Raw genomic sequence first — 23,339 nt, 5'->3', positions numbered from 1 at the left:
CGCATGAATGAGAGTGAGACGCGCTGGCTGACAGCGGATGAGCAGAAGATCTGGCGCAGCTTCATGCAGGCGTTCAAGGACTTCAACGCGCACCTGGACCGGCAGCTGCGCCGCGATTCCGGGATGCCGGTGGCGTACTACGAGATCCTGGTGATCCTCTCCGAGTCGTCCGACCACAGCCTGCGCATGGGAGAGCTGGCCGAGCTGGTCCGCTCGTCGCGGAGCCGGCTGTCGCATGCGGTGGCCGCGCTGGAGAAGGCCGGCTACGTGAGCCGATGTCCGGCCGACGGCGACCGGCGGGGGGCCGTGGCGCGGCTGACCGCGGAGGGGATGTCGGCGCTGGAGGAGGCCGCGCCCGGGCATGTGACGGAGGTGCGGGAGCGGCTCTTCGACCCGCTGACGCCGGAGCAGGTGCGGGCGCTCGGGGAGATCGCCGAGGCGGTGGCCACCGGGATGCGGCCCGTGTGCGAGAAGGCGCTTGCCGAGGACGCCGAGGAAGCCGTGGCCGTTACGGAAGTCTGACGGCCTCGCGCGGGGGCTGGTGCCGGGCAGGGGGCGGTGCTCGAATCGAGGCATGGAGACAGAGCGGGGTGCACCCGTGGGGCGGCGGATCGTCCTCGGGATGCTGGGACTCGGGGCCGGGGCCGTGGTCGCGGCGCCGTTTCTGCAGCGGCAGGCCGAGCGGGGGCTCGGGGCCGTAGCCGACAAGGATCCGACCGGGGTGACCGGGCTGCTGCCGAACGGCGGCGGATTCCGCTACTACTCGGTCGCCAGCGGGGTGCCGCACCGGGGCGAGCAGGACTACCGCCTGGTGGTCGACGGCCTCGTCGAGCGGAAGGCCTCGTACACGCTGGGGGAGCTGCGCGCGCTGCCGCAGACGCGGATCGTGCGGGATGTGCAGTGCGTGACCGGGTGGCGGGTGCCGGAGACGCCCTTCGAGGGGGTGCGGCTGTCCCGCATCCTCGATGCGGCGGGGGTGCAACGGCGGGCCACGGCCGTGCGGTTCGAGTGCTTCGACGGCACGTACAGCGAGAGCCTGACGCTGGCGCAGGCGCGGCGGGCCGATGTGCTGGTGTGCCTGCGGATGCAGGACAAGGCGCTCGGCCATGCGCACGGCGGGCCGGTGCGGCTGTATGTGGCGCCGATGTACTTCTACAAGTCCGCGAAGTGGCTGAGCCGGATCGAGCTGACCGAGGACGTCGAGCCGGGCTACTGGGAGCAGCGCGGGTACGACGTCGATGCCTGGGTCGGCCGTTCCAACGGGCGCGACGATGCTCCAACGGTCTGAGCGGGTCCGGCGGTTCAGCGCCGGCGAGAGGTGGGTGCACCGCGGCACGGCCGGGCTGATGGGGCTGTGCATCGTGACGGCGGCGGTGTTGTACGTACCGGTGCTGGCGGAGCTCGTCGGGCGGCGGCGGCTCGTCGTGCTGGTGCACGAGTGGAGCGGGATGCTGATGTTCGCGCCTGTGCTCCTCGGGCTGGCCTCCCGTGCCTTCCGGGCGGACCTGCGGCGGCTGAACCGCTTCGCGGAGCACGACCGGCGGTGGCTGCGGGCGGCGCTGCGGCGGCGGATGGAGCGGGGCGAGGCGGGGAAGTTCAACGCGGGGCAGAAGGTCTATGCGGCGTGGGTGGCGGGGGCCGGGCTGGTGATGCTCGGGACGGGGATCCTCATGTGGTTCACGGACCTGGCCGGGCTGCGATGGCGGACCGGGGCCACCTTTGTGCACGACTGGCTGTCGCTGGGGCTCGGGCTCGCGGTGGTCGGGCACGTGTGGATGGCGGCGGCCGATCCGGAGGCGCGGCGCGGGATGCGTACGGGACGGGTGGACGCTGCCTGGGCGCGGCGGGAGCATCCGCTGTGGGAGCCGGACGAGCGCCCGGCCGTGGACTCCGGCGCGAAACCGGCCGTCACTTCCGGCGCGGAAGCAGACAGAACGGGTGGCCCGCCGGATCGGCCATGACGACCCAGCCCAAGTCCGGATTGTCCTGCAGCGGCGTCGCCCCCAGCGCCTCCGCGGCCGTACGAGCCGCGGGCAGGTCGCCGACCGCGATGTCCAGGTGCGCCTGCTGCGGATGCGCCGGGTCCGGCCAGCGCGGCGGACGGTAGTCGGCGGCCCGCTGGAAGCACAGCGGCAGGCCACCCGCCGGCGGGTGCAGCGTCGCGAAGTCGTCGTCGAGGCCCCAGCGCGGGTCGGGGCGGTTGACCTCGCCGCCGAGCAGCCCGCCGTAGAACTCCGCCAGCGCGCGCGGATCCGGGCAGTCGAGCACGATGCATTCCAACTCACCGATCATGTCCGGAGCGTATCTGGCTACCATCGGCGGGCATGACGATCGATACCAGCGCCATACCGCCCCACACCCTCCTCGCCGAGCGCCTGCCGGACGGAAACCGCAGGTGGCTGCACGTCGCCCCCGATGGTCTCCGCGAACTCCCCGATGCCCTCGGCCTCGGCGACCTGCTCGGCGGTGACGCCGACGCCTTCACGGCCGCCCTCGCGGCCGCCGCCCCCGTCGCCCACCGGGAGGTCGAGCCCGCCGCCCCCGTCGACCCCGACACGGAGGTGTGGGCGGCGGGTGTGACGTACACCGTCTCCCGCGAGGCCCGGATGGAGGAGAGCGAGCAGTCCGCTGACGTCTATGCGCAGGTGTACGACGCCGAGCGGCCCGAGCTGTTCTTCAAGGCGACCGGCTGGCGGGTGAGCGGGCCGGGGGAGGCTGTCGGCGTACGGGCCGACTCCACCTGGGATGTGCCGGAGCCGGAGCTGGCCATCGTCTGCGCCGCGTCGGGGGAGATCGTCGGGGCGACGGTGTGCAATGACGTCAGCTCGCGCTCGATCGAGGGCGAGAACCCGCTCTACCTGCCGCAGGCGAAGGTCTACCGGGGCTCCTGCGCGGTCGGCCCCTGGATCCGCCTCAACGAGGGCGTCGGCGACCTGCGGGCGCTGGCGATCGAGGCCGCCATCGAGCGCGAGGGCGCTCCGCTGTGGAAGGGCGACACCACGACGGCGCGGCTGCACCGGACCCCGGAGGAGCTGGCCGACTGGCTGTTCCGCGGCGACGACTTCCCGCGCGGCGTGGTGCTGTCGACCGGCACCTCCGCGGTGCCGGGCCCGGAGCTCACGCTGGAGGCGGGCGACCGGGTCACGATCGACATCGAGGGCATCGGCCGGCTGGCTAACCCGGTGCTGCGCGGAAAGGCCGGCTTCGGACGGTAATGCGGGGCCACGCTCACCGCGACGGTGAGCGTGGCCCACGACTAGTCTCCCGCCGGGGCGTCCCTCCGCGGCAGCACGAGCAGCGCCCCCGTCACCGGGTGCGGCAGGACCTCCACCGGCTGGCGGTAGACCTTGGTGAGCAGTGGCTCCTCGAAGACCTCCGCCGGTGGTCCGGCCGCGGCGACCTGGCCCTCGTGCAGCACGGCGACCCGGTCCGCGTACGCCGCCGCCAGGCCCAGGTCGTGCAGCACGACGACCACCGCCGCCCCCTCCGCGCGCCGGTCCCGGGCCAGCCGCAGCACCAGTTCCTGATGGCGAAGGTCCAGCGCGGCCGTCGGCTCGTCGAGGAGGAGCAGGCCGGTGCGCTGGGCCAGCACCCGCGCCAGCGCCGCCCGCGCCTTCTCGCCGCCGGACAGGGCGGTGAAGGGGCGGTCGGCGTAGTCCGTCAGCTCGGTCGCGGCCAGGGCCGCCGCCACCGCCGTATCGTCCTCGTCCTCCGCGGGCGTGCCGCTCCAGGGCGCCCGCCCCATCCGTACGACGTCCGCCACCGTGAACGGGAACGACACCGCCGCGGCCTGCGGCAGCACCGCGCGGCGCAGGGCGAGTTCGGGCGCGGACCAGGCGGCGGCGGGGCGGCCCGCGATGCGTACCTCGCCCGCCTCCGGGGCGAGGTCCCCGGCCAGGGCGGCCAGCAGCGTGGACTTCCCGGCGCCGTTCGGGCCGACGAGGGCCAGGACTTCGCCGGCCGATACGGACACGTCGACGCCGTGCAGGACCGTACGGCCGCCGAGGGCGACGCGCAGCCCGGCCGCCTCGGCCGCCACCGCGCCGGGGGCGACCGGCTCCGGAATCCGCCGGGACCGCCCCGCGGACAGCAGCGTGCGGATCATGCCCAACCCCCCTGCTTGCTACGGGTCCTGCGCAGCAGCCAGAAGAAGAACGGGCTGCCGAACAGCGCCGTCAGCACCCCGAGCGGCAGCTCGGCGGGCTCGGCCGCGGTCCGGGCCGCCAGGTCGGCGGCGACCAGCACCAGCGCCCCGCCGACCGCGCTGAACGGGACCAGGAACCGGTGCCCGGGGCCGGCCGCCATCCGCAGCAGATGCGGCACCAGCAGCCCGACGAAGGTGACGATCCCCGCCACCGCCACGGCCGCCGCCGTCAGCAGCGCCACCACGAGGACCAGGGTCAGCCGCAGCCGCTCCACGTCCACGCCCAGGTGCCGGGCGGGGCGTTCGCCGAGGGCGAGGAGGTCCAGCTTGCGGGCGTACCAAGGGGCGATGATCAGCCCGAGCGCCGCGCACGGCAGCACGGCGAGGACCTTCGGCCAGGTGGCCTGCGACAGCGAGCCGAGCTGCCAGAAGGTGATCTGGGTGATCTGGGCGTTGTCGGCGAAGAAGATGAACAGGCCGATCAGCGCGCCCGCGAAGGCATTCACGGCGATGCCGGTGAGGATCAGCGTCACGACCTCGGTGCGGCCGCCGGAGCGGGAGAGCACGTACACGAGCAGCACGGTGATCAGGCCGGCGACGAACGCGCAGGCGGTGATCGTCCAGTTGCCGAAGAAGTTCAGCCCGAGGGAGATCGCGCCCACCGCGCCCACCGCCGCGCCCGCCGAGATGCCGATCACGCCCGGCTCGGCGAGCGGATTGCCGAACACGCCCTGCATCAGCGCCCCCGCGCACCCCAGCGACGCCCCGACCAGCAGCGCGAGCACGACCCGCGGCAGCCGTACATTCCACAGCACGCTGTCCGGGACCCGGTCCAGCTGCGAGCCGCCGAGCCCGGCCCGGTGCGCCATCGAGGCGATGACATCGCCGGGCCCGATCGCGTACGCCCCCGTGCCCGCGGCCACCACGGCGGTGGCGAGGGTGACGGCGATCAGCGCGACGCCGAGGACCAGGGCGCGGCGGTTGCGCCGGGACGGCGCGGGCGCCTTAGGGCCTGGCGCGTCTTCCGGGCCGGTGCTTTTCTCCGCCACGACCGTCGCCATCAGCCGTCCTTGTGGATCTGCGCGACGAGGTCGGTGAGGACCTCGTCCGTGCGCGGGCCGTAGCTGAGCAGCACGCCGTCGTCGATGTGCGCGACCCGCTTGTCGATGCCGGCGGGGGTCTGGGCGATGCCGGGGATCTTCAGCAGCCCTTCCATGCCGTCGACCGACTCAAGTCCCTTGGTCATGACGAGAATCACATCCGGGGCGGCCTTGGCCAGCGCCTCGCTGGTGATCGGGGTGAAGTCCTTCTTCAGGCCCGACTCCTTGCCAGCGTCGATGCCGCCCGCGGCCTCGATCAGCGACGAGGCGCCGGAGTCGGCGCCGCCGAGGAGATAGACGGAGGCGGTGCCGCGCAGGTAGAGGAAGGCGACCCGGGGCTCCTTGCCCTGGTGATCAGGGATCTTCTGCTGCACCGCGGCGATCCGGTCCTCGCTGCGGGTGCGGAGCTTCTTGCCGTTCGCCGTGACGCCCAGCGCCTCGGCCACCGCGTCGATGCGCTTGCCGACGTCGGTGAGTTGCTTCGCGGGTTTGACGACCACGACGGGTATCCCGGCGGCCCGGATCTGCGAGATGGCTTCCTTCGGCCCGGTCGTGGTCTCGGTGAGCACCACGTCCGGGCGCAGCGACAGCACGCTCTCGGCCGACACATCGTGCCCGTGGGTGACCACCGGCAGCTTCTTCGCCTGCTCGAAGGTGGCCGTGATGTCGCGGGCCACCACCCGCTTTCCGAGGCCGAGCGAGTAGACCAGCTCCGAGAGCGAGCCGGTGAGCGGAACGATCCGGTCGGCCTTGGCCACCTTCACCTTGCGGCCGTCGGCGGAGTGCACGGTGGCGGGGAGGTCCGGCTTCGCGGTGGCGGCGATCGGCTCGACGCGGTCGGCACGCTGGTCCGTTTTGCCGCCATTGCCGCTCTTGCCGCCGCCCGCCGCGTCGGCTGACGCACCCCCGCCGCCGCCACAGCCCGCCAGGGCCAGCGCCAGCACGGCTGCGGCGGCAACGGCGCGCGTCATGCGCGCCGTTCTTGAGCAATTCAGCCGCTTCACCGGACCTCCACGTCACGTTCTCGGGGGCCGGGGCTTCCGGCCTGCCGCCGGATAGCTTAGGTTAGCCTTGCCTAAACGACCAGATCGGAGGGGTGATCCGATGCCGCGGCGCAGCCTGCCCGCCTTCCTCGCCACCGCGCTCGCCGCGCTCGTCCTAGCCGCCCTGCTCCCCGCGTCCACGGCGCAGGCCGAGTCCAGGACAGTCTCCGGTGGGCGGCTGGACTGGGGCATCAAGAGCTCGTTCCTCTCGTACGTCACCGGGCCCATCGCGCAGGGCAGATGGACGCTGCTCGACAATGCGGCGAGCGGCTTCCGCTTCCACTCCGCGACGGGCTCGTACGACCCGGACACCGGCTCGCTGACCGCGGCCTTCACCGGCGGTGTGCGCTTCACCGGGCACAAGAAGGGCGGTTCGTACCAGCTGGACATGACCCTCCGCCGCTTCACCGTGAAGATCGCCGGCGGCAAGGGCACCCTGCACGCCGACGTGACCAGCAAGGACCGCAAGAGCGGCCAGGTGAGCAGCCAAAGCCAGGTCGCGCTCGCCAACCTGGGCGTCTCCGGCGTGAACATGCGCGGCGGCGGCACCCCCATCGCCCTGAACCGCGTCCCGGCGACACTGACGGCGGCGGGGGAGAAGGCGTTCGCCGGCTACTACCCGGCGGGTACGGCAATGGACCCGCTGAGCCTGTCGGTGGACGTAAAGGCGGCCTCGAAGAAGAACCCGCCCAAGCCCTCCGCCTCACCCACCGACGAGGACAAGGACGCCAAGCCCGCGGCCGACGGCAAGCTCCACGACGGCGCCGTCGACTGGGGCGTCCGCCGCACCTTCCGCGAGTACGTGTCCGGGCCGGTCGCCAAGGGCAAGTGGGCGGTCAGCGACGGCGCCAGAGACGGCGGCGCGCTCTTCCGCTTCGGTGCGGGCGCGGGCTCGTACGACGCCAAGAAGCAGCGGCTCGACGCGGACTTCACCGGCAAGCTGCGCTTCACCGGCAAGCACCTCGACCTCGCGCTCAGCGGCGTCGGCGTCGAGGTAGCCAAGGGCAAGGGCACGCTCTCCGCCGACGTCACGGCGGAGGGGAAGACCGACAAGGGCGTGCCGCTGGTGACCTTCGACGCCGGTGCGCTCAAGGCCAAGGACGGCATGGTCGCGGTCACGGAGGCCAAGACCGAGCTGACGAAGCAGGGCGCGAAGGCCTTCGGCGGCATGTACCCGGCCGGGACCGCGATGGACCCGCTGACCGTCTCCGCCGCCCTGGACAAGGACGCCGAGCTGCCCGCGCTGCCGGACCTGGGCAGCGACGCGGCGCCGAGCGCCACGGCCAAGGCGAAGGCGCAGGCCGCGCCGAAGACCGAGCCCGCCGGCTCGTCCGGCTCCAGCGCGCTGCCGCTCTCGCTCGGCGGGGCGGCGCTGCTGCTCGCGGCGGCGGGCGCGGGCGCGTATGCCGTACGCCGCCGGAAGGCCGCCGCGGCGGGCGCCGACGGTGCCTCGGACCCCGGCATCAACTCCACCTCGACCGACGACTGACACCCAAGGAGCACCTCACCCATGACCGCCACCACCAGACGCCTCGCGATCGCCGTCGCCTCGGCCGCCGTCCTCGGCGCGGGCGCGCTCACGCTCCCCGCCGTGGCCGCCGACGCCCCCGCCGCCGGGCCCGCGGCGATCGACCTCACCGACGGCACGCTGAAGTGGGGGGTCAAGGAGTCCTTCCGCAAGTACGTCACCGGCATCGCGGCCGGCGAGATAACCGTCGCGGACGGCGCGGAACAAGCGGCGGACAACGGTCCCTTCACCTTCACCGGCGGCACCGGTTCGTACGACCCGGCGACGCACGCCGTCGACTCGGCCTTCAAGGGCAGCGTCCGCTTCACGTCGAAGGCCCACGGCTTCGACATCAAGCTCGCGGACCTGAAGCTCACGACGGAGAACGCGACCGCGGGGGCCATCACCGCCGACATCACGGCGGCTGGGGAGACGAGCGAGGACGTGGAGCTCGCGGACCTCGACCTGTCCGGCGTCAAGCCGGGGCAGGGCGAGGGCGGGGCGATGACCTTCGCGGACATCCCGGCGAAGCTGACGGCCAAGGGCGCGGCTGCCTTCAACAACATGTACGAGGAGGGCGAGACGCTCGACCCGGCGACGCTGAGCGTGAAGGCGGCCTCGGGCGGTTCGTCGGGCGGCAGCGGCAGCGGTGGTGCCACGGGCGGCAGCACGGGGGGCAGCACCGGCGGTGACGGTGGCGCGACCGGCGGCTCGACAGGCGGCTCGACCGGCTCCGGCGGCACGGACGCCACCGGCGGCTCCACCGGCGGCTCCGGCTCGACCGGCGGCGAGGAGCCCGAGCAGCCCGCCGACGGCGCGATCGTCGACGGCCGGCTGGACTGGGGCGTGAAGGAGTCCTTCCGCAAGTACGTCACCGGGCCCATCGGCGGCGGCAAGGTCGAGCTGGGGGACGGTGCCGCGAAGCAGGGCGAGGGGTACCGGTTCCCCGACGGGAGCGGCCAGTTCGAGGCGGAGACGCCCGGTCTCGACGCGCGCTTTGCGGGGACGGTGCGGTTCCTCGCGCACAAGGAGGGCGACGCGTACGCCCTGGACCTGAAGTTCAGCGACCTGCGGGTCGAGGCGGACGGGACGGGCGCGGCGCTGGTCGCGGACGTGTCGTCCAAGGACCGCGAGTCCGGCAAGGTCACCAACAGCAGCGACGTCGAGGTCGCCGACCTCTCCACGGACGCGGGCAAGCTGACGGCGAAGGACGACATCGTCGAGCTCAAGGCCGTACCGGCGAAGCTCACCGCCGACGGCGCGAAGGCCTTCGGCGGCTTCTACAAGGAGGGCGACGCCCTCGACCCGGTGAGCGCGGCCCTGTCGCTGGACGAGGACGCGCAGTTGCCCGGCGGCGGCTCGGGCGGCTCGGGGGGCTCCGGTGATTCCGGCGGCTCCGGCAGCGGCGGTACGGGCGGCGCAGGCACGGTCGGCGGGTCCGACCCGCTGGCGTCGACCGGCGCGGGCCTGCCGGTCGGCGGGCTGCTCGGCGCGGGTGCGGCGGCCGCCGCGCTCGGCGGGGCGGCGGTGTACGCGGCTTCGCGCCGCCGGAATCGCGCCGAGGCCTGAGACGCCGCCTTCGCGCCGGGTCCTGAGACTGCGAAGCGCGCCCGGTGATCCGACAGTCACCGGGCGCGCTTCGCGCGCTTCCGGGCGCGCAGGCCGTCAGCCGAAGGTCTTGCCCGCCGCCGCGATCAGCCGCTCCATCCGGTTCAGCTGGTCATCCGGCAGCACCGGCTCGTCATCCATGGACCAGAACGCCTCACCCACGCCCAGCTCCACCAGCCGCGGCAGATCGTTCTCCGCCACCTGCTCCGGCGACCCGGTGAGCGGCGCCCGCTCCCCCTCCGCCACATCCGCGTCGCTCAGCGAGCCATTGACCCGCACCAGCACCGGCAGCGCGCCCTCCTCGCGCCCCACCTCCCGCTCCGCGGCGCGGAAGGCCGCGATCCCCTGCGCCGGTCGAGCGTCGCGAAGCTCCGCGCGAGCGCGTGGACGTCCTGGCCGCCGCGAACGCGAGCACCTCCAGCGGTGAATAGACCTGGTGGTACGCCGCCGGGAGTTCGAATTGCTGCGCGCCCAGCCCCACCGGTCCGCGCCGCGGATCCCTCCCCGCACACATGTCGCACGCATGCCACCCGCACCCCCGGGGCAGGCGGCGCTTTGAGCCTGCTGGCCCTGGCCGCCCCCGCGGCCGCACCCCCAAAGGGCTGAACACAGGCCTATCCGGCATGTCACATGCACCGCGCGGGAGCTACCCGCCGTATGTCTGATCTGCCGAACGGATGAAAGGCAAGGCGAATAGTGACGGAAAAACGGGTGGAGGAAGCGTCGTCCGCCATGGCACACGGTAAGCCCCACACCGACATGGTGGTGTTCGGCGTGACCGCCGCGCTGACCCTGGCCTTCGTGGTCTGGGGCGGGGTGGCGACGGATTCGCTGGAGAGCGTGTCCACCACACTGCTCAACGGCGCGATCCACAACGGCGGTTGGGCATTCGTGCTGGCGGCGACGGGGTTCGTCATCTTCGCGCTGTGGCTGGCGTTCAGCAAGTACGGCAAGATCACGCTCGGGCCCGAGGGCGAGGAGCCGGAGTTCCGTACGGTCTCCTGGGTCGCGATGATGTTCAGCGCCGGCATGGGCATCGGCCTGATGTTCTACGGCGTGAACGAGCCGCTCACCCACTTCGTGGACCCGCCGCCGAGCACCCACGCGGCCGACGCCCCCGCGGCGCTGCGCGAGGAGACCTCCCTCGCCACCACGCTCTTCCACTGGACCCTGCACCCCTGGTCCATCTACGCCGTCGTCGGCCTCGCCATCGCGTACAGCACCTTCCGCCGCGGCCGGCGGCAGACGATCAGCGCCGTCTTCACCCCGCTGATCGGCGAGAAGCACGCCAACGGCGGCTGGGGCAAGGTCATCGACATCCTCGCCATCTTCGCGACGCTGTTCGGCTCCGCCGCCTCCCTCGGCCTGGGCGCGCTGCAGATCGGCAGCGGCGTCAAGGAGGTCGGCTGGACGAAGGAGACCATCGGGGAGAGCCTGCTCATCACGATCATCGCGGTGCTGACCGCCGCGTTCGTGCTCTCCGCGGTCTCCGGCGTGGAGAAGGGCATCCAGTGGCTGTCGAACATCAACATGGTGCTCGCCGCGCTGCTGGTCCTCTTCGTCTTCATCGCAGGGCCGACGATCCTGCAGCTCAACCTGCTGCCCACGTCGCTGGGTTCGTACTTCGGTGAGCTGCCACAGATGGTCTCCAGGACGGAGGCGACCGGCGGCAAGGCGGTCGCGGACTGGCTGACCAGCTGGACCGTCTTCTACTGGGCCTGGTGGATGTCCTGGGCGCCGTTCGTCGGCATGTTCATCGCGCGGATCAGCCGCGGCCGCACCATCAAGCAGTTCGTCGGCGGCGTGATCCTGGTGCCGAGCGTCGTCAGCCTGATCTGGTTCGCGGTCTTCGGCGGTACGGCGATGGACCTGGAGGCCAACGGCAAGAACCTGACGGGCGAGGCCACCGCCGAGGGGCAGCTGTTCAAGGTCCTCGACCAGTACCCGATCGCGGGTGTGACGACGCTGCTGGTGATGATCCTGGTCGGCATCTTCTTCGTCTCCGGCGCGGACGCGGCGTCCATCGTCATGGGCACGCTGTCGCAGAAGGGCACGATGGAGCCGACGCGGATGGTGGTCATCATCTGGGGCGTGCTCACCGGCGCCGTGGCCGCGATCATGCTGCTGATCGGCGGCGGCGGCGACCAGGCCCTGACCGGCCTGAAGAACCTCACCATCCTCGCGGCGGTGCCCTTCATGCTGGTCATGGTCGGCCTATGCGTCGCCTTGCTCAGCGACCTCCGCCACGACCCGCTGATCGTCCGCGGCGAACACGGCGAACGGCTGGTGGAGGAGGCGGTCTTCGCCGGACACGAGAAGTACGACGGCGACTTCGAGCTCACCATCGCCCCGACCGAGGGCGAGAACGGCGAGGTCGGCTACCCGCCGCCGGAGGACCGCCCGTAGCTTACCGTCATCTTGACGATAAGCGGGTCCCCCGCTACGTTCACCGGCAACACGAACGAGTGGGGGACCCATGGCCGACATCACCCGGCGCCTCGGCTGGCGCCACCTGCGCTCCGCGCCCACCGCCCACATCCGCCACCTGCGCCGCGGGCGCACGGTCCACGACGGTACGGGCCTCAGCTTCTGGTTCCGCCCGCGCACCGCCGCCCTCTCCGAGGTCCCGGTCGACGACCGCGAGCTGGCGATGACCTTTCACGCCCGCACCCGCGACTTCCAGGACGTCACCGTGCAGGCCACGGTCACCTACCGGGTCAGCGACCCGGCCGTCGCGGCCACCCGCATCGACTTCTCCATCGACCCGGACACCGGCGCCTGGCGCGGCAACCCCCTCGAACAGCTCGCCACCCTCCTCACCGAGACCGCCCAGCAGCACGCCCTCGACGTCCTCGCCCGCACCCCGCTCGCAGAGGCGATGGCCGACGGCGTCGCGGCCGTACGCAACCGGGTCAGCGGGGCGCTCGCCGACGAGCCGCGGCTGTCGGCGACCGGACTGGAGCCGGTGGCCACCCGCGTCGTCGCCATCCGCCCCGAGCCCGAGGTGGAGCGGGCGCTGCGCACCCCGGCCCGTGAGCAGATCCAGCAGGAGGCCGACCGGGCCACGTACGAGCGCCGCGCACTCGCCGTCGAGCGGGAGCGGGCCATCGCCGAGAACGAGCTCTCCAACAAGATCGAGCTCGCCCGCCGCGAGGAGCAACTGATCGCCCAGCAGGGCGCCAACGCCCGCCGCGACGCGGAAGAAGACGCGGCGGCCGACGGCGTCAGGGCCGAGGCCGAGGCGGCCCGCACCGTACGGCTGGCGCAGGCCCAGGCGGCCGCCGCCCGGGAGACCGGCGAGGCGAAGGCGCACGCCCAGGCCGAGTGGCTGCGCGCCCACACCGAGCTGAGCGACGCCACCCTCCAGACCCTCGCCACCATCCGCCTCGCCGAGAACCTGCCGCGCGTCCGCAGCCTCACCCTCACCCCCGACGTCCTCACCGGCCTCCTCAGCCGGCTCGCGAACGCCCCGGAGGAGGAGAGCCGCAGGTGAGCCTCGCGCCGCGCGCGGTGCTGGTGCACCGCACCACCGAGTACGCCAAGCTGCAGGCCCGGCACGGCAGTCCGGGCCAGGCGAAGTTCTTCCTCGCCTCGCGCGGCGAGTCCCCGGCCCCCGCCGCCGCGGCGGACTCGTCCGCCCGTACCGCCCTCGACGAGGTCGCCCACGCGATCCCAGCCGACTGGCGGCGGGCCCGGGTGGAGCGCTCCGACCTGGACCGCTTCCTGTTCTCGCCGGAGGACGTGGTCGTGGTGGTCGGGCAGGACGGGCTGGTGGCGAATGCCGCCAAGTACCTGTCCGGGCAGCCCGTCATCGGCATCGACGCGGAGCCGGGCCGCAACCCGGGCGTGCTGGTACGGCACCGGGTGGCCGACGCGGCCAAGCTGCTGCGCGCGGCGGCCCTCCCGCACCCCACGGCGGACGAGCTGACCATGGCGGAGGCGGTCGCGGACGATACGCAGCGGCTGCTCGCCCTGAATGAGATCTATCTCGGCCAGCCGACCCACCAGACGGCGCGCTACGTCCTGCACGCGCGGGGCGCGGACGACCCCGGCGAGCGCCAGGCCTCCTCGGGCCTGCTGGTCGGCACCGGCACCGGCGCCACGGGCTGGCTCCGCTCCCTCTGGCGGCAGTCGGGCAGCCGCCGGAGCCTCCCGGGGCCCACGGATGCCGAGTTGGCGTGGTTCGTACGGGAGGCGTGGCCGTCGCCCACGACCGGGGCCGAGCTCGTGCAGGGCGCGCTGGGCGCGGGGGAGCGGCTGCAGGTGACCGTCGAGTCCGATCGGCTCGTCGCCTTCGGGGACGGGATCGAGTCGGATGCGCTGACGCTGACCATGGGGCAGCGGGTGAGTCTTGGCCGGGCGCGTACGACGCTGCGGCTGCTCGTCTGAAGCGCCGCCATAGGCATTGACATGACACCGACAGGAGTGGCCTGATGGAGTCACGCCGGCGTGGGAGCGCTCCCACCCACCGGCGTACCCCCCAGTGAAGGAAGGTCACATGAGACCCAGAACCCGGTTAAGTGCCCTGCTCGCGGCCGTAGTCGCCGTCCTGTTCGGCCTGCAGCTGCTGCCCGCGCAGGCCGAGCAGGCGACCGGCCTCACCGTCCGCGACGGGCGGCTGGTCGAGAGCACCGGCAGCGACTTCGTCATGCGCGGCATCAACCACGCGCACACCTGGTATCCGGACCGTACGAAGTCGCTCGCCGACATCAAGGCCACCGGCGCCAACACGGTCCGCGTCGTCCTCTCCGACGGCCACCGCTGGTCCAAGAACAGCCCCGAGGACGTGGCGGCCATCGTCGCGCAGTGCAAGGCCAACCGCCTCATCTGCGTCCTGGAGGTCCACGACACGACCGGTTACGGCGAGGACGCCGCGGCCGGCACCCTGGACCACGCCGCCGACTACTGGATCGGCCTGCAATCCGTCCTCACCGGCGAAGAGAACTACATCGTCATCAACATCGGCAACGAGCCCTGGGGCAACACCGACCCCGCCGGCTGGACCGAGCCGACCAAGGCCGCCGTCAAGAAGCTGCGCGCCGCCGGCTTCGAGCACACGCTGATGGTGGACGCGCCCAACTGGGGCCAGGACTGGCAGGGCGTCATGCGCGCCAACGCCAAGTCCGTGTACGAGGCCGACGCCACCGGCAACCTGCTCTTCTCGATCCACATGTACAGCGTCTACGACACGGCCGCGAAGGTCGACGACTACCTGCAGGCCTTCGTGGACGCCGGACTGCCCATCGCCATCGGCGAGTTCGGCGGCCCCGCCGACCAGTGGGGCGACCCGGCCGAGGACGCCATGCTGGCCGCGGCCGAGCGGCTCGACCTCGGGTATCTGGCATGGTCCTGGAGCGGGAATACGGATCCGATCCTGGACATGACGACCAACTTCGACCCGAACCAGCTCACCGCGTGGGGCGAGCGTGTGATCAAGGGGCCGGACGGGATCGCGGCGACCTCCAAGGAGGCCACGATCTATCAGTGACGGCGAGAGGTGCCTGAGGGGCTGCGCGGCCCCTCAGGCACCCGCCCGTCACGCAGTCGCGAAGCGCGTCAGCACCCGCTCCGGCCGTACGGACGGCAGCGCCTTGCGGAAGGCGCGGTAGTACGCCAGCTCCTCCTTGGACCGCAGCTCGGTGCCGCCCGCGGCGCCGCGCCCGGCCGCGAACTCCGCCGCGCTGATCCGCTCTTCCCACACCGGCGCGAAGAGATCCTGCGCGCCGCTGCCCGTACCGAACTGCACCTTGCGCCGCCACAGCAGCGGCTCCGGCAGCCAGCCGGCGAAGGCGCGGCGGAGGTGGCCCTTTTCCATCGGCCCGGCCGCGTACTCCTCCATGCCCTTCATCGACGCCGGCAGCGACATTGCGTGCGCGATGACGGTGGTGTCGAGGAACGGGACCCGGGCTTCGAGGCCGTGCGCCATCGTCACGCGGTCGCAGCGCTGCAGGTTCAGGCCGTGCAGGCTGCGGAGCGTCCGCTCCAGCTCGCGTTCGAGCTCCTCCGGGGCGGCGTGTGCCTGGTGGTAGTAGTCGTATCCGGCGAAGAGTTCGTCCGCGCCCTCGCCGGTCAGGACGGCCTTTACGTGCCGGGAGGCGAGCTCCGACAGGAACCAGTTGGGGACCGCGCTGCGGATCAGGCTGGCGTCGAAGGACTCGACCGACGCCACCACCTCGTCGACGGCGTCGATCGCCATCCGCCCGTCGAAGACGGCCTCGTGGTGCTCCGTGCCGAGGAAGGCGGCGGCCTCGCGGGCGGCCAGGAGGTCGGGCGATCCCGCGGTGCCGACCGCGAAGGTCTTCAGGCGGCGGCCCTGCTCGGCGTATTCGTTGGCGGCTATGGCGGCGACCAGGCTGGAGTCGAGGCCGCCGGAGAGGAAGACGCCGACCTCCACATCGGCCATCAGATGCCGCTTCACGGAGTCGACGAGCACCTCGCGGGTCGCCTTCTCGGCGATCTCCGGTGCCAGGTCCGACCACTCGCGGGCCTGCGCGTCCCGCGTCACCGCGTCGGCGAAGCGGACCACGCCCTGCTCAGGGGTCCAGTAGCAGCCGGGCGGGAAGGACTCGACCGCGGGCTGCGCCGGGAGCGGGAAGGCACGGATCTCGGAGGCGAAGTACACGTGGCCCTCGTGCCGGGCCCAGTACAGCGGCTTGATGCCGAGGCGGTCGCGGGCGGCGACGAAGCGCCCGTCGGGGCCGGACGCGCACAGGGCCCACATGCCCTGCAGCCGCTCCAGGCCCGCGGTGCCCTGCTCGCTCAGCAGCGCGAGGGCGGCCTCGCTGTCGGAGGAGGTGGAGAAGTCGTACGCGGAGACCTTGTCGAGGGCGGCGCGGATGTCGGCGTGGTTGTAGATCTCACCGTTGCAGACCAGAGCCCAGGAGTCCGGGTCGCCGAGGGGCTGCCGGCCCCCGTCGAGGTCGACGATCGACAGGCGCGTGTGCCCGAGCCAGGCGCGCTCGCCGACCGTCCAGTGGTCGCTGTCGTCCGGACCGCGGTGCGTGATGCCCGAGAGCATGGGCACGCCCGCGGTCACGATATGGGAGGGATCACCACTCGTTTGATCAGCACAGTTAGCTTCGCTGTACACAGCTGCAATGCCACACATGCCCATCGACCTTAGCGGGTACAGTTACCGACAGATCGTCGGCAAAAGCATTGACTTAGGTAAGCCTAACCAAAGAAGATGGCCCTCATGGAGACGACGCCCTTTTCGGTCCGCCTGCGCACCGAGTCCCACGAACAGCACACCGAGGCAGAGACCTCGACCTTCATGTCCGACCTCCTCGGCGGCCGCCTCGGCGTCGACGCCTACGCCCGCTACACCGAGCAGCTCTGGCACGTCTACAGCGCCCTGGAGGGTGCCTCGGACCAGCTGGCGGACGACCCGGTCGCGGGTCCGTTCATCCAGCCGGAGCTCGCCCGCGTCCCGGAACTGGAGCGCGATCTCGACTTCGTCGCGCCCGGTTGGCGCGGCACGGCCCCGCTGCCGGCGACGCAGGCGTACGCGGACCGGATCGCGGAGTGCGCCGCGAAGTGGCCCGCCGGATATGTCGCGCATCACTACACCCGCTATCTCGGCGACCTCTCGGGCGGCCAGATCATCCGCGGCACGGCGGAGAAGACCTGGGGCTTCGAGCGCAAGGGCGACGGCGTCCGCTTCTACGTCTTCGAGCAGATCGGCAACCCCGCGGCGTACAAGCGCTCCTACCGGGAGCTGCTGGACCGGCTGCCCCTGGACGAGCTGGAGCAGCGCCGGGTGGTAGACGAGTGCAAGCGGGCCTTCGCGCTGAATACGGCGATGTTCCACGACCTCGGGGCGCAGTTCCCGCGGAGCGCGTAACGCGATAGGAGGATTGTTCAACGATTGGTAGAGTCGGCGGTCCGTCGCCCGCCGAGGAGCCCGATCGTGAACGACACCGACACCCTGGTCGCCGCCTGCGCCGAGCGCGCCAAGGCCGCCGCCGCGTCCCTCGTGGGCGCGGCGGACGCCGCCATCGACAGTGCGCTGCGCGGCATGGCCGAGCGCGTGCGCGCCGCGGAGGGGGCCCTGGCCGCGGCGAATGCCGAGGATCTCGCCGCCGCCGAGCGGAGCGGGATGTCGCCCGCGCTGCTCGACCGGCTGCGCCTCGACGCGCCCCGGCTGGAGGCGATGGCGGCGCAGCTGCTCGCCCTCGCCGACGTGCCGCACGACCCGCGCGACCGTGTGGTCGAGGAGCGCCCGGACGGGCTGACGCTCCTGGAGCGCCGCCTTCCCGTCGGCGTGATCGGCGCCAACTTCGAGGCCCGGCCGAACGTCACCGTCGACATCGCCTCCCAGTTCCTGAAGTCCCGTAACGCCGGCGTCCTGCGCACCGGCTCCGCCGCCCTGCGCTCCGCCCAGGCGCTGGTGCAGCAGGTCATCGCCCCCGCGCTGAGCGCCGCCGGGCTCGACCCGGACGCGGTGCAGCTGGTGCCGAGCGAGGACCGGGCGGCCGCGTACTCGCTGGTGCGGCTCCCCGGCACGGTGCCGCTGGTCATCCTGCGCGGCAGTGGCGACAGCACGCGCGACCTCGGCAATGAGGCCGCCAGGCACGGGGTGCGGACCCTCGCGCACGCCGACGGCGGCGGCGTCCTGTACGCGGGCGCGGCGGCCGACGCCAAGGCGCTGCACGAGCTGATCGCGGCGAGCCTGGACCGGCTGGGCGTCTGCAACCGGCTCAATCTCCTCCTGCTGGACCGCAGCCGCTACGACGAGCTGCTCCCCGGCGTCGTCGAGGTGCTGTCCGGGCTGGGCATCGATGCGTCCCTCCCGCCCTTCGACCACCCCCGCGGCTACGAGTGGGCGCTGGACGACGACCGCTCCGCGACGGTGACCATCGACGCCGCCGACGGCCCGCTCGACGCGGCCCGGATCGCCAACGAGGACACCTCGGGCCTCGCCGCGTCCGTGGCGACGGAAGACGCCCAGGCCGCCGCCGACTTCATGAACGCCTACACCGGCTCCGGCGTCTTCTGGAACTCCAGCACCCGCCTCCTCGACGGCTTCAAGCTGCTGCGGCTGCCCGAGACCGGCATCAACCTCGACCGGGTGCCCGGGCCGCGCGGCCCGGTGAGCTTCCGCGATCTGTATCTGCGGCAGCACGTCGTGGTCCCGACGGCGTGAAGCCGACCGACTTCACGGCGGCGCTGGCGGACGGCCGCGAGCAGCTGGCGCGGACCAGTACGGCGGAGCGGGTGGCGGGGATTCTCCGTACGCGGATCGCCGACGGGCTCTTCCGGCCCGGGACGCGGCTGTCGGAGGACGCCATCGGGGAGGCGCTGGGGGTCTCGCGCAACACGCTGCGGGAGGCCTTCCGGCTGCTCACGCATGAGCGGCTGCTGGTGCATGAGTTCAGCCGGGGCGTCTTCGTACGGGAGCTGACGGCGGCGGACGCCGCCGAGCTGTACCGGCTGCGGCGGCTGCTCGAGTGCGGGGTGCTGCGGGAGCTGGGGCCGGGGCCGTACGACGTGCGGGCGCTCGCGGCCGCGGTCGCCGAGGGGGAGCGGGCGGCCGCGGCGGCGGACTGGCAGGCGGTCGCCACCGCGAACATCCGCTTTCACCGGGCGCTGGTGGCGCTGGCGGGCAGCCCGCGCATGGACGAGCTGATGGGCGCGGTGCTGGCCGAGCTGCGGCTGGCCTTTCAGGTGGTGGCCGCGCCGCGGGAGCTGCACGAACCGTTCGTCGGGCGGAACGCGGCGATCCTCGCGGCCTTGCGGGCCGGGGAGGCGGGGCGCGCGGAGGCGCTGCTGGGGGCGTATCTCACGGAATCGGGGGAGCTGGTGGCGCGGCTCTTCGCGGCGGTGGGCTCGTAGCCGGGCGGGATTTCCCAGCTCTTAGAAGCCTCTTAAAGGCCGCCGCCAGCCTGGCGGCATGCCGAGTCCGCGCCATGCCCGCACCGCACGCCGACCGCGCCGACGCCTCGCCCTGTGGGGCGGCGCCGTGGCACTGCTCGCCGTGGCGGGCGGGGGTGCCGTGGCCGCGTATGCGGGGCTCAGCGGCAATATCGCCACCACCGATCTGCACGATCGGCTGGGGGCCGACCGGCCGCGGTCCGGGGCCGGGATGAACATCCTGGTGCTCGGATCGGATTCCCGGGCCGGGGCCAATAGCTCGTACGGGTCCGGGGTCGAGGGCGCCAGGTCCGACACCGCGATGCTGGTGCACGTCAACGCCGGGCAGCAGCGGGCCTCGGTGGTGAGCATCCCGCGGGACACCATCGTCCGGCGGCCGTCCTGCCCGCTGGACGACGGGAAGAGCGCGCCCGGCGAGCGGGCGGCGATGTTCAATACGGCCTACAGCGTCGGCGGGAACGCCTGCACCGTGAAGACGGTGGAGGCGATGAGCGGCCTCCGCGTCGACCATGTGATGGAGGTCGACTTCAGCGGCTTCAAGCATCTGATCGACGCCGTCGGCGGGGTGAAGGTCACGGTGGACCAGGACATCCACGACCCCAAGAGCGGCCTCGACCTCGACCGGGGCACCCACCGGCTGCATGGCGAGGAGGCGCTTGCCCTGGTCCGTACGCGCTACGGCATAGGCGACGGCAGCGACCTGGGGCGGATAAAGCTGCAGCAGAAGTTCATGGCGGCGCTGGTCAAGCAGCTGAAGTCCGAGGGCCTGCTCGCCAATCCGGTCCGGCTGTACAAGGTGGCGGACGCGGCCACCTCCGCGCTGACCACGGACGAGGAACTCGGCTCCCTGAGCGCGCTGGTGGGGCTGGGGCGCAGCCTCAAGGGCGTCGACCCCGACGACGTCGACTTCCGCACGCTGCCGGTGGGGCCGTATCCCGCCGACCCCAATCGGGTCGAGCCGCTGGAGCCGGACGCCGGCCGGCTGTGGCAGGCGCTGCGCGCGGACAAGAAGCCGTAGGGCCTCAGACGTCGCCGAAGAGACGGGGGCCCAGCTCGTGCCAGGTGTTCAGGCCGGGGAGTTGGCCGGCTCCTTCCGGGCCCCAGGTGCCGCGGGCGTACGGCGCGGGAGGGGCGGCCGGGTCGAGCACGGGCTCGGTGATGCGCCAGCACTCCAGGACCGTTGGGTAGAAGGCGAAGGTTTCCGGGTCGCCCTCGATCGCGCTGCTGAGGATGTTCTCGTACGGGAGCTGCTGCCGGCCCATCACCTTCGCGAAGTCGACGCCGACCGGGATGCGGACCGGCTTCATCCCGGCCTCCGGCTCGCGGACCATCAGGTCGGCGCGGAAGCCGGTGTCGCCGTCGATGCGGAAGCGGATCAGGTTCGGAGGGATGTCGCCGGCCGTGCCCGTGCCCGCGAACAGCTCCAGCGGCGGCCGGCGCAGCTCCACCACCACCTCGGTGGCGGTGACGGCGAGGGCCTTGCCGCTGCGGATGAAGAACGGGACGTCCGCCCAGCGCCAGTTGTCGATGAAGAGGCGGGTGGCGAAGTACGTCTCGGTCGTCGAGCCGGGGGCGACGCCTTCGACCTGCTGGTAGCCCTCGTACTGGCCGCGGACCGTGGCCGCCGGGTCCATCGTCCTGGCCGCGTGCAGCACGCGCCACTTCTCCAGGGCCTGGGCGCGGGCGTTGGCGACGTTCGGCGGGTCCATCGCCAGGTACGCCAGGACCTGCAGGAGGTGGTTCTGCACCACGTCGCGCAGGCAGCCGACGCCGTCGTAGAAGGAGCCGCGGCCGGCGACGTCGAAGTCCTCGGCGAGAGTGATCTGCACGTTGTCGACGTAGGAGCGGTGCCAGATCGGGGCGAGGAGGGTGTTGGCGAAGCGGGAGACCATCAGGGACTCGACCGCGGTGTTGCCGAGGAAGTGGTCGACGCGCAGCAGATGCGCCTCGTCGAAGTACCTGCTCAGCTCTACCTGCAACTGCTGCGCGGAGTCCAGGTCGTGGCCGAAGGGCTTCTCCACGATCAGCCGGGAGTTGCGGTTCAGGCCCGCCTTGGCGAGCGCGGCGGCGACCGTGGTGAAGAGGGACGGCGGGATGGCCAGGTAGTGGGCGAGGAAGCCGAGGCCGTCGACCGCGTCGCGGAGCCGTACGAAGGTGTCGTCGGCGGTGAAGTCGCCGGTGACGATGGACAGCTGGGGCGCCAGCCGGGCGAAGACCGCCTCGTCGAGGTCCGTGCCCGCGGCGATGATCGCCTCGCGGGCGTGCGCCCGCAGCGCGTCGTCGTCCCAGTCGCCGGCGGCGACGCCGATGACGGGGACGGTCAGCTTGCCCGCCTCGGTGAGGTGGTAGAGCGCGGGGAGCAGCATCTTCTTCGCGAGGTCGCCGGTGATGCCGAAGAGGACGAGCGCGTCGGCGTCCTCCAGGTCGGAGGCGGGGAGGAGGGCGTTGGCGGTCATCGGCGCGCCTCGTCTCCGGCCTGCCCGGCGTGCCCGGCGTGCCCGGCCTGCCCGGCGTGCCCGAAGCGCTCGTGCAGCGCCGTCTCGATCTCCTCCGGGTCGCGGCCGCGGGTCTCCGGCACGTACTTGCTGACGAAGAAGAACGCCACCGCGCAGATCGCCGCGAAGATCCAGAAGGTCTCGCCCTGGCCGATGGCGCTCGCCAGCGGCAGGAAGGCGAGGCTGACGATGAAGTTGGAGATCCAGTTGACGGCCGTGGAGGCGGCCGAGCCCTCGGCCCGTGCGGACGGCGGGAAGATCTCGCCGATCAGGGTCCAGAAGAGCGGGCCGAGGCCGCTCGCGAAGGCGGCGATGTAGATCACCATGAAGAGGAGGGTGAGGAGGGAGTTCATGCCCGTCACGAAGGCCAGGCCGAGGAGGAAGACCGAGATGGCCATCACGGCGAGCGACACCAGCAGCAGCGGGCGGCGGCCCGCCCTGTCGACCAGGCGGATCGCGACGATCGTCATCAGGAAGTTGATCACGCCGATGGCGACCGAGTAGAGGATCGAGTTCGAGGCGCTGAGGCCGGTCTGCTCGATGATGGTGGGCGCGTAGTAAATGATCGTGTTGATGCCGCCGAACTGCTGCACCGCGGCGAGCGTCAGCCCGACGATCAGCGCCGGGCGTACATCCGGGGCGAGCAGCCGCTTGCTGCCGGAGCCGGCCTGCTTCGCCGCCGCCTGGCTCGCCCGGTCGTCCGCGATCGCCTTCTCGGCGCGGGCGACCAGCCGGTCGGCGGTGGCGTCGTCGGTGAGCTTCGCGATGCCGCTGCGGGCCTGCTCCTTCTGGCCGTGGGCGATCTGCCACTGCGGCGACTCCGGCAGGAACCACAGCGCCGAGACCACCAGCACCAGCGCCGGGACCGCGCCCACCGCGAACATCGACCGCCACGCCTCGCTGCCCGCGAAGACGAGGTTGACGCAGTACGCGACCAGGATGCCGATGGTGATCATCAGCTGGTTGAGGGTGAGGAGGCGGCCGCGGATCTTGATCGGCGAGATCTCCGACAGATACACGGGCACCGTCGCGGAGGCGGCGCCGACCGAGAGGCCGAGCACGATGCGGCCCGCCATCAGCGTGAGGTAGCCGCCGGCCAGGGACACGATCGCCGTACCGATGAGGAACACGACGCCGATCAGGCCGAGCGCCTTGCGCCGCCCCAGCCGGTCCGACAGCTTCCCGGCCCAGGTGGAGCCGAGAGCCGCGCCGATCAGCAGGACGCTGACCACGCTGCCCTGCTGGAAGGAGTTCAGGCCGAAGTCGTCCTTGATGTAGAGCAGCGCGCCGGAGACGACACCCGTATCGAAGCCGAAGAGAAAGCCGCCGACCGCGATCGCGGCCGCCCAGGCGGTGATCTTCCGCTGCGCCGCCGCCGGGATCTCGATCGGCTGCGTCTGGGTGAGCGGCCCTTCGGTGCCGGGTTCCCGGGAGAAGCCCTGAACCATGACGCGTCCTCACTGCCGGCGGACACCCCCTGACGGTCATGGTCGCCGCGCGCGGCCGCCGCCGGGCAGCGGGGGAGGGCTGATCGGGTGACGGGGCGGGCATGTCACATCCGCGGCCGGT

21 protein-coding genes and 1 pseudogene are annotated in these 23,339 nt (G+C 72.4%); 14 read left to right on the top strand and 8 right to left on the bottom strand.

Features of this window, described 5'->3' with window-relative positions; all coding sequences use genetic code 11:
* Positions 1 to 3: 3 nt before the first annotated feature.
* Genes ACNNMR_RS15515 through ACNNMR_RS15505 form a run of 3 tightly spaced genes read left to right on the top strand, consistent with a single transcriptional unit; the run spans position 4 to position 1,961 of the window.
* Positions 4 to 522 carry a MarR family winged helix-turn-helix transcriptional regulator gene (locus ACNNMR_RS15515; RefSeq protein ID WP_419995194.1) on the top strand — a complete coding sequence of 173 codons (519 nt, stop codon included), beginning with the start codon at positions 4 to 6 and terminating at the stop codon, positions 520 to 522.
* Between the two features lie 52 nt (positions 523 to 574).
* Positions 575 to 1,288 (top strand): molybdopterin-dependent oxidoreductase, encoded by a 714-nt coding sequence (locus ACNNMR_RS15510; protein ID WP_419995193.1) that lies wholly within the window; start codon positions 575 to 577, stop codon positions 1,286 to 1,288.
* Complete coding sequence (locus tag ACNNMR_RS15505) at positions 1,272 to 1,961, top strand: cytochrome b/b6 domain-containing protein (RefSeq protein WP_419995192.1); 690 nt, start codon at positions 1,272 to 1,274, stop codon at positions 1,959 to 1,961. Before ACNNMR_RS15510 ends, ACNNMR_RS15505 begins: the two co-directional genes overlap by 17 nt.
* Here the strand turns inward: ACNNMR_RS15505 and ACNNMR_RS15500 are convergent.
* Positions 1,909 to 2,292 (bottom strand): VOC family protein, encoded by a 384-nt coding sequence (locus ACNNMR_RS15500; RefSeq protein WP_419995191.1) that lies wholly within the window; start codon positions 2,290 to 2,292, stop codon positions 1,909 to 1,911. The two genes, ACNNMR_RS15505 and ACNNMR_RS15500, sit on opposite strands and share 53 nt — an antisense overlap.
* 32 nt (positions 2,293 to 2,324) lie before the next feature.
* On the opposite strand from ACNNMR_RS15500, the gene ACNNMR_RS15495 reads away from it, so the two are divergent.
* Positions 2,325 to 3,215 carry a fumarylacetoacetate hydrolase family protein gene (locus ACNNMR_RS15495; RefSeq protein WP_419995190.1) on the top strand — a complete coding sequence of 297 codons (891 nt, stop codon included), beginning with the start codon at positions 2,325 to 2,327 and terminating at the stop codon, positions 3,213 to 3,215.
* 41 nt (positions 3,216 to 3,256) lie between these two features.
* On the opposite strand, the gene ACNNMR_RS15490 is transcribed toward ACNNMR_RS15495, so the two are convergent.
* Genes ACNNMR_RS15490 through ACNNMR_RS15480 form a run of 3 tightly spaced genes read right to left on the bottom strand, consistent with a single transcriptional unit; the run spans position 3,257 to position 6,215 of the window.
* Positions 3,257 to 4,105 (bottom strand): heme ABC transporter ATP-binding protein, encoded by an 849-nt coding sequence (locus ACNNMR_RS15490; RefSeq protein WP_419995189.1) that lies wholly within the window; start codon positions 4,103 to 4,105, stop codon positions 3,257 to 3,259.
* The gene (locus ACNNMR_RS15485) at positions 4,102 to 5,205 is read right to left on the bottom strand and encodes a FecCD family ABC transporter permease (protein WP_419995188.1); all 1,104 of its coding nucleotides are present in this window, start codon (positions 5,203 to 5,205) and stop codon (positions 4,102 to 4,104) included. Before ACNNMR_RS15485 ends, ACNNMR_RS15490 begins: the two co-directional genes overlap by 4 nt.
* Positions 5,205 to 6,215 (bottom strand): heme/hemin ABC transporter substrate-binding protein, encoded by a 1,011-nt coding sequence (locus ACNNMR_RS15480; RefSeq protein WP_419995187.1) that lies wholly within the window; start codon positions 6,213 to 6,215, stop codon positions 5,205 to 5,207. Before ACNNMR_RS15480 ends, ACNNMR_RS15485 begins: the two co-directional genes overlap by 1 nt.
* A gap of 133 nt (positions 6,216 to 6,348) precedes the next feature.
* Between ACNNMR_RS15480 and ACNNMR_RS15475 the strand changes: the two genes are divergently transcribed.
* Both ACNNMR_RS15475 and ACNNMR_RS15470 read left to right on the top strand, forming a co-directional pair.
* Positions 6,349 to 7,776 (top strand): HtaA domain-containing protein, encoded by a 1,428-nt coding sequence (locus ACNNMR_RS15475; protein ID WP_419995186.1) that lies wholly within the window; start codon positions 6,349 to 6,351, stop codon positions 7,774 to 7,776.
* A 21-nt stretch (positions 7,777 to 7,797) separates the two neighbouring features.
* Positions 7,798 to 9,363 carry an HtaA domain-containing protein gene (locus ACNNMR_RS15470; RefSeq protein ID WP_419995185.1) on the top strand — a complete coding sequence of 522 codons (1,566 nt, stop codon included), beginning with the start codon at positions 7,798 to 7,800 and terminating at the stop codon, positions 9,361 to 9,363.
* 96 nt (positions 9,364 to 9,459) lie between these two features.
* Here the strand turns inward: ACNNMR_RS15470 and ACNNMR_RS15465 are convergent, their stop codons facing one another.
* Positions 9,460 to 9,714 carry a hypothetical protein gene (locus ACNNMR_RS15465; protein WP_419995184.1) on the bottom strand — a complete coding sequence of 85 codons (255 nt, stop codon included), beginning with the start codon at positions 9,712 to 9,714 and terminating at the stop codon, positions 9,460 to 9,462.
* 420 nt (positions 9,715 to 10,134) lie between these two features.
* Here ACNNMR_RS15465 and ACNNMR_RS15460 point away from each other — a divergent pair, with 420 nt between their 5' ends.
* The 4 genes and pseudogenes from ACNNMR_RS15460 to ACNNMR_RS15445 form a co-directional block, all read left to right on the top strand.
* Positions 10,135 to 11,808 carry a BCCT family transporter gene (locus tag ACNNMR_RS15460; RefSeq protein WP_419995183.1) on the top strand — a complete coding sequence of 558 codons (1,674 nt, stop codon included), beginning with the start codon at positions 10,135 to 10,137 and terminating at the stop codon, positions 11,806 to 11,808.
* 70 nt (positions 11,809 to 11,878) lie between these two features.
* Positions 11,879 to 12,895: an SPFH domain-containing protein gene (locus tag ACNNMR_RS15455; RefSeq protein ID WP_419995182.1), complete on the top strand. Its 1,017-nt coding sequence runs from the start codon at positions 11,879 to 11,881 to the stop codon at positions 12,893 to 12,895.
* Positions 12,892 to 13,791 (top strand): hypothetical protein, encoded by a 900-nt coding sequence (locus ACNNMR_RS15450; protein ID WP_419995181.1) that lies wholly within the window; start codon positions 12,892 to 12,894, stop codon positions 13,789 to 13,791. The genes ACNNMR_RS15455 and ACNNMR_RS15450 overlap by 4 nt, the downstream gene beginning before the upstream one ends.
* Before the next feature lie 109 nt (positions 13,792 to 13,900).
* Positions 13,901 to 14,884: pseudogene (locus ACNNMR_RS15445) on the top strand (glycoside hydrolase family 5 protein); the annotation flags it as partial.
* Positions 14,885 to 14,938: 54 nt separating this feature from the next.
* Here the strand turns inward: ACNNMR_RS15445 and asnB are convergent.
* Positions 14,939 to 16,510 (bottom strand): asparagine synthase (glutamine-hydrolyzing), encoded by a 1,572-nt coding sequence (gene asnB / locus ACNNMR_RS15440; protein WP_419995180.1) that lies wholly within the window; start codon positions 16,508 to 16,510, stop codon positions 14,939 to 14,941.
* An 87-nt stretch (positions 16,511 to 16,597) separates the two neighbouring features.
* Here asnB and ACNNMR_RS15435 point away from each other — a divergent pair, with 87 nt between their 5' ends.
* From ACNNMR_RS15435 to ACNNMR_RS15420, 4 genes are all read left to right on the top strand, one after another.
* A complete protein-coding gene (locus ACNNMR_RS15435; RefSeq protein ID WP_419995179.1) occupies positions 16,598 to 17,245 on the top strand; it encodes a heme oxygenase (biliverdin-producing) in 648 nt (215 codons plus the stop codon).
* Positions 17,246 to 17,311: 66 nt separating this feature from the next.
* The gene (locus tag ACNNMR_RS15430) at positions 17,312 to 18,547 is read left to right on the top strand and encodes an aldehyde dehydrogenase family protein (protein WP_419995178.1); all 1,236 of its coding nucleotides are present in this window, start codon (positions 17,312 to 17,314) and stop codon (positions 18,545 to 18,547) included.
* Positions 18,544 to 19,236: a GntR family transcriptional regulator gene (locus ACNNMR_RS15425; RefSeq protein ID WP_419995177.1), complete on the top strand. Its 693-nt coding sequence runs from the start codon at positions 18,544 to 18,546 to the stop codon at positions 19,234 to 19,236. Before ACNNMR_RS15430 ends, ACNNMR_RS15425 begins: the two co-directional genes overlap by 4 nt.
* A 58-nt stretch (positions 19,237 to 19,294) precedes the next feature.
* A complete protein-coding gene (locus ACNNMR_RS15420) occupies positions 19,295 to 20,293 on the top strand; it encodes an LCP family protein (RefSeq protein ID WP_419995176.1) in 999 nt (332 codons plus the stop codon).
* 4 nt (positions 20,294 to 20,297) lie between these two features.
* Here the strand turns inward: ACNNMR_RS15420 and zwf are convergent, their stop codons facing one another.
* Both zwf and ACNNMR_RS15410 read right to left on the bottom strand, forming a co-directional pair.
* On the bottom strand, positions 20,298 to 21,731 hold the full coding sequence (zwf, locus tag ACNNMR_RS15415) for a glucose-6-phosphate dehydrogenase (protein WP_419995175.1): 1,434 nt from the start codon (positions 21,729 to 21,731) through the stop codon (positions 20,298 to 20,300).
* Positions 21,728 to 23,218, bottom strand: a complete 1,491-nt coding sequence (locus tag ACNNMR_RS15410) for a sugar porter family MFS transporter (RefSeq protein WP_419995174.1) — start codon at positions 23,216 to 23,218, stop codon at positions 21,728 to 21,730. Before ACNNMR_RS15410 ends, zwf begins: the two co-directional genes overlap by 4 nt.
* Positions 23,219 to 23,339 lie beyond the last annotated feature (121 nt).

The organism is Streptomyces boninensis, from assembly GCF_048572725.1.
Classification (GTDB): Bacteria; Actinomycetota; Actinomycetes; order Streptomycetales; family Streptomycetaceae; genus Streptomyces; species Streptomyces boninensis.
Note: the sequence above shows the minus strand (reverse complement) of the source record. Positions and strands in the feature narration are given on the sequence as shown.

Coding starts and splice junctions, on each gene's coding strand:
- ACNNMR_RS15475 (WP_419995186.1), top strand. CDS start 6,349: ATGCCGCGGCGCAGCCTGCCCGCCTTCCTCGCCACCGCGCTCGCCGCG.
- ACNNMR_RS15470 (WP_419995185.1), top strand. CDS start 7,798: ATGACCGCCACCACCAGACGCCTCGCGATCGCCGTCGCCTCGGCCGCC.
- asnB (WP_419995180.1), bottom strand. CDS start 16,510: ATGTGTGGCATTGCAGCTGTGTACAGCGAAGCTAACTGTGCTGATCAA.
- zwf (WP_419995175.1), bottom strand. CDS start 21,731: ATGACCGCCAACGCCCTCCTCCCCGCCTCCGACCTGGAGGACGCCGAC.
- ACNNMR_RS15505 (WP_419995192.1), top strand. CDS start 1,272: ATGCTCCAACGGTCTGAGCGGGTCCGGCGGTTCAGCGCCGGCGAGAGG.
- ACNNMR_RS15420 (WP_419995176.1), top strand. CDS start 19,295: ATGCCGAGTCCGCGCCATGCCCGCACCGCACGCCGACCGCGCCGACGC.
- ACNNMR_RS15515 (WP_419995194.1), top strand. CDS start 4: ATGAATGAGAGTGAGACGCGCTGGCTGACAGCGGATGAGCAGAAGATC.
- ACNNMR_RS15435 (WP_419995179.1), top strand. CDS start 16,598: ATGGAGACGACGCCCTTTTCGGTCCGCCTGCGCACCGAGTCCCACGAA.
- ACNNMR_RS15485 (WP_419995188.1), bottom strand. CDS start 5,205: ATGGCGACGGTCGTGGCGGAGAAAAGCACCGGCCCGGAAGACGCGCCA.
- ACNNMR_RS15480 (WP_419995187.1), bottom strand. CDS start 6,215: ATGACGCGCGCCGTTGCCGCCGCAGCCGTGCTGGCGCTGGCCCTGGCG.
- ACNNMR_RS15495 (WP_419995190.1), top strand. CDS start 2,325: ATGACGATCGATACCAGCGCCATACCGCCCCACACCCTCCTCGCCGAG.
- ACNNMR_RS15410 (WP_419995174.1), bottom strand. CDS start 23,218: ATGGTTCAGGGCTTCTCCCGGGAACCCGGCACCGAAGGGCCGCTCACC.
- ACNNMR_RS15510 (WP_419995193.1), top strand. CDS start 575: ATGGAGACAGAGCGGGGTGCACCCGTGGGGCGGCGGATCGTCCTCGGG.
- ACNNMR_RS15490 (WP_419995189.1), bottom strand. CDS start 4,105: ATGATCCGCACGCTGCTGTCCGCGGGGCGGTCCCGGCGGATTCCGGAG.
- ACNNMR_RS15455 (WP_419995182.1), top strand. CDS start 11,879: ATGGCCGACATCACCCGGCGCCTCGGCTGGCGCCACCTGCGCTCCGCG.
- ACNNMR_RS15500 (WP_419995191.1), bottom strand. CDS start 2,292: ATGATCGGTGAGTTGGAATGCATCGTGCTCGACTGCCCGGATCCGCGC.
- ACNNMR_RS15460 (WP_419995183.1), top strand. CDS start 10,135: ATGGCACACGGTAAGCCCCACACCGACATGGTGGTGTTCGGCGTGACC.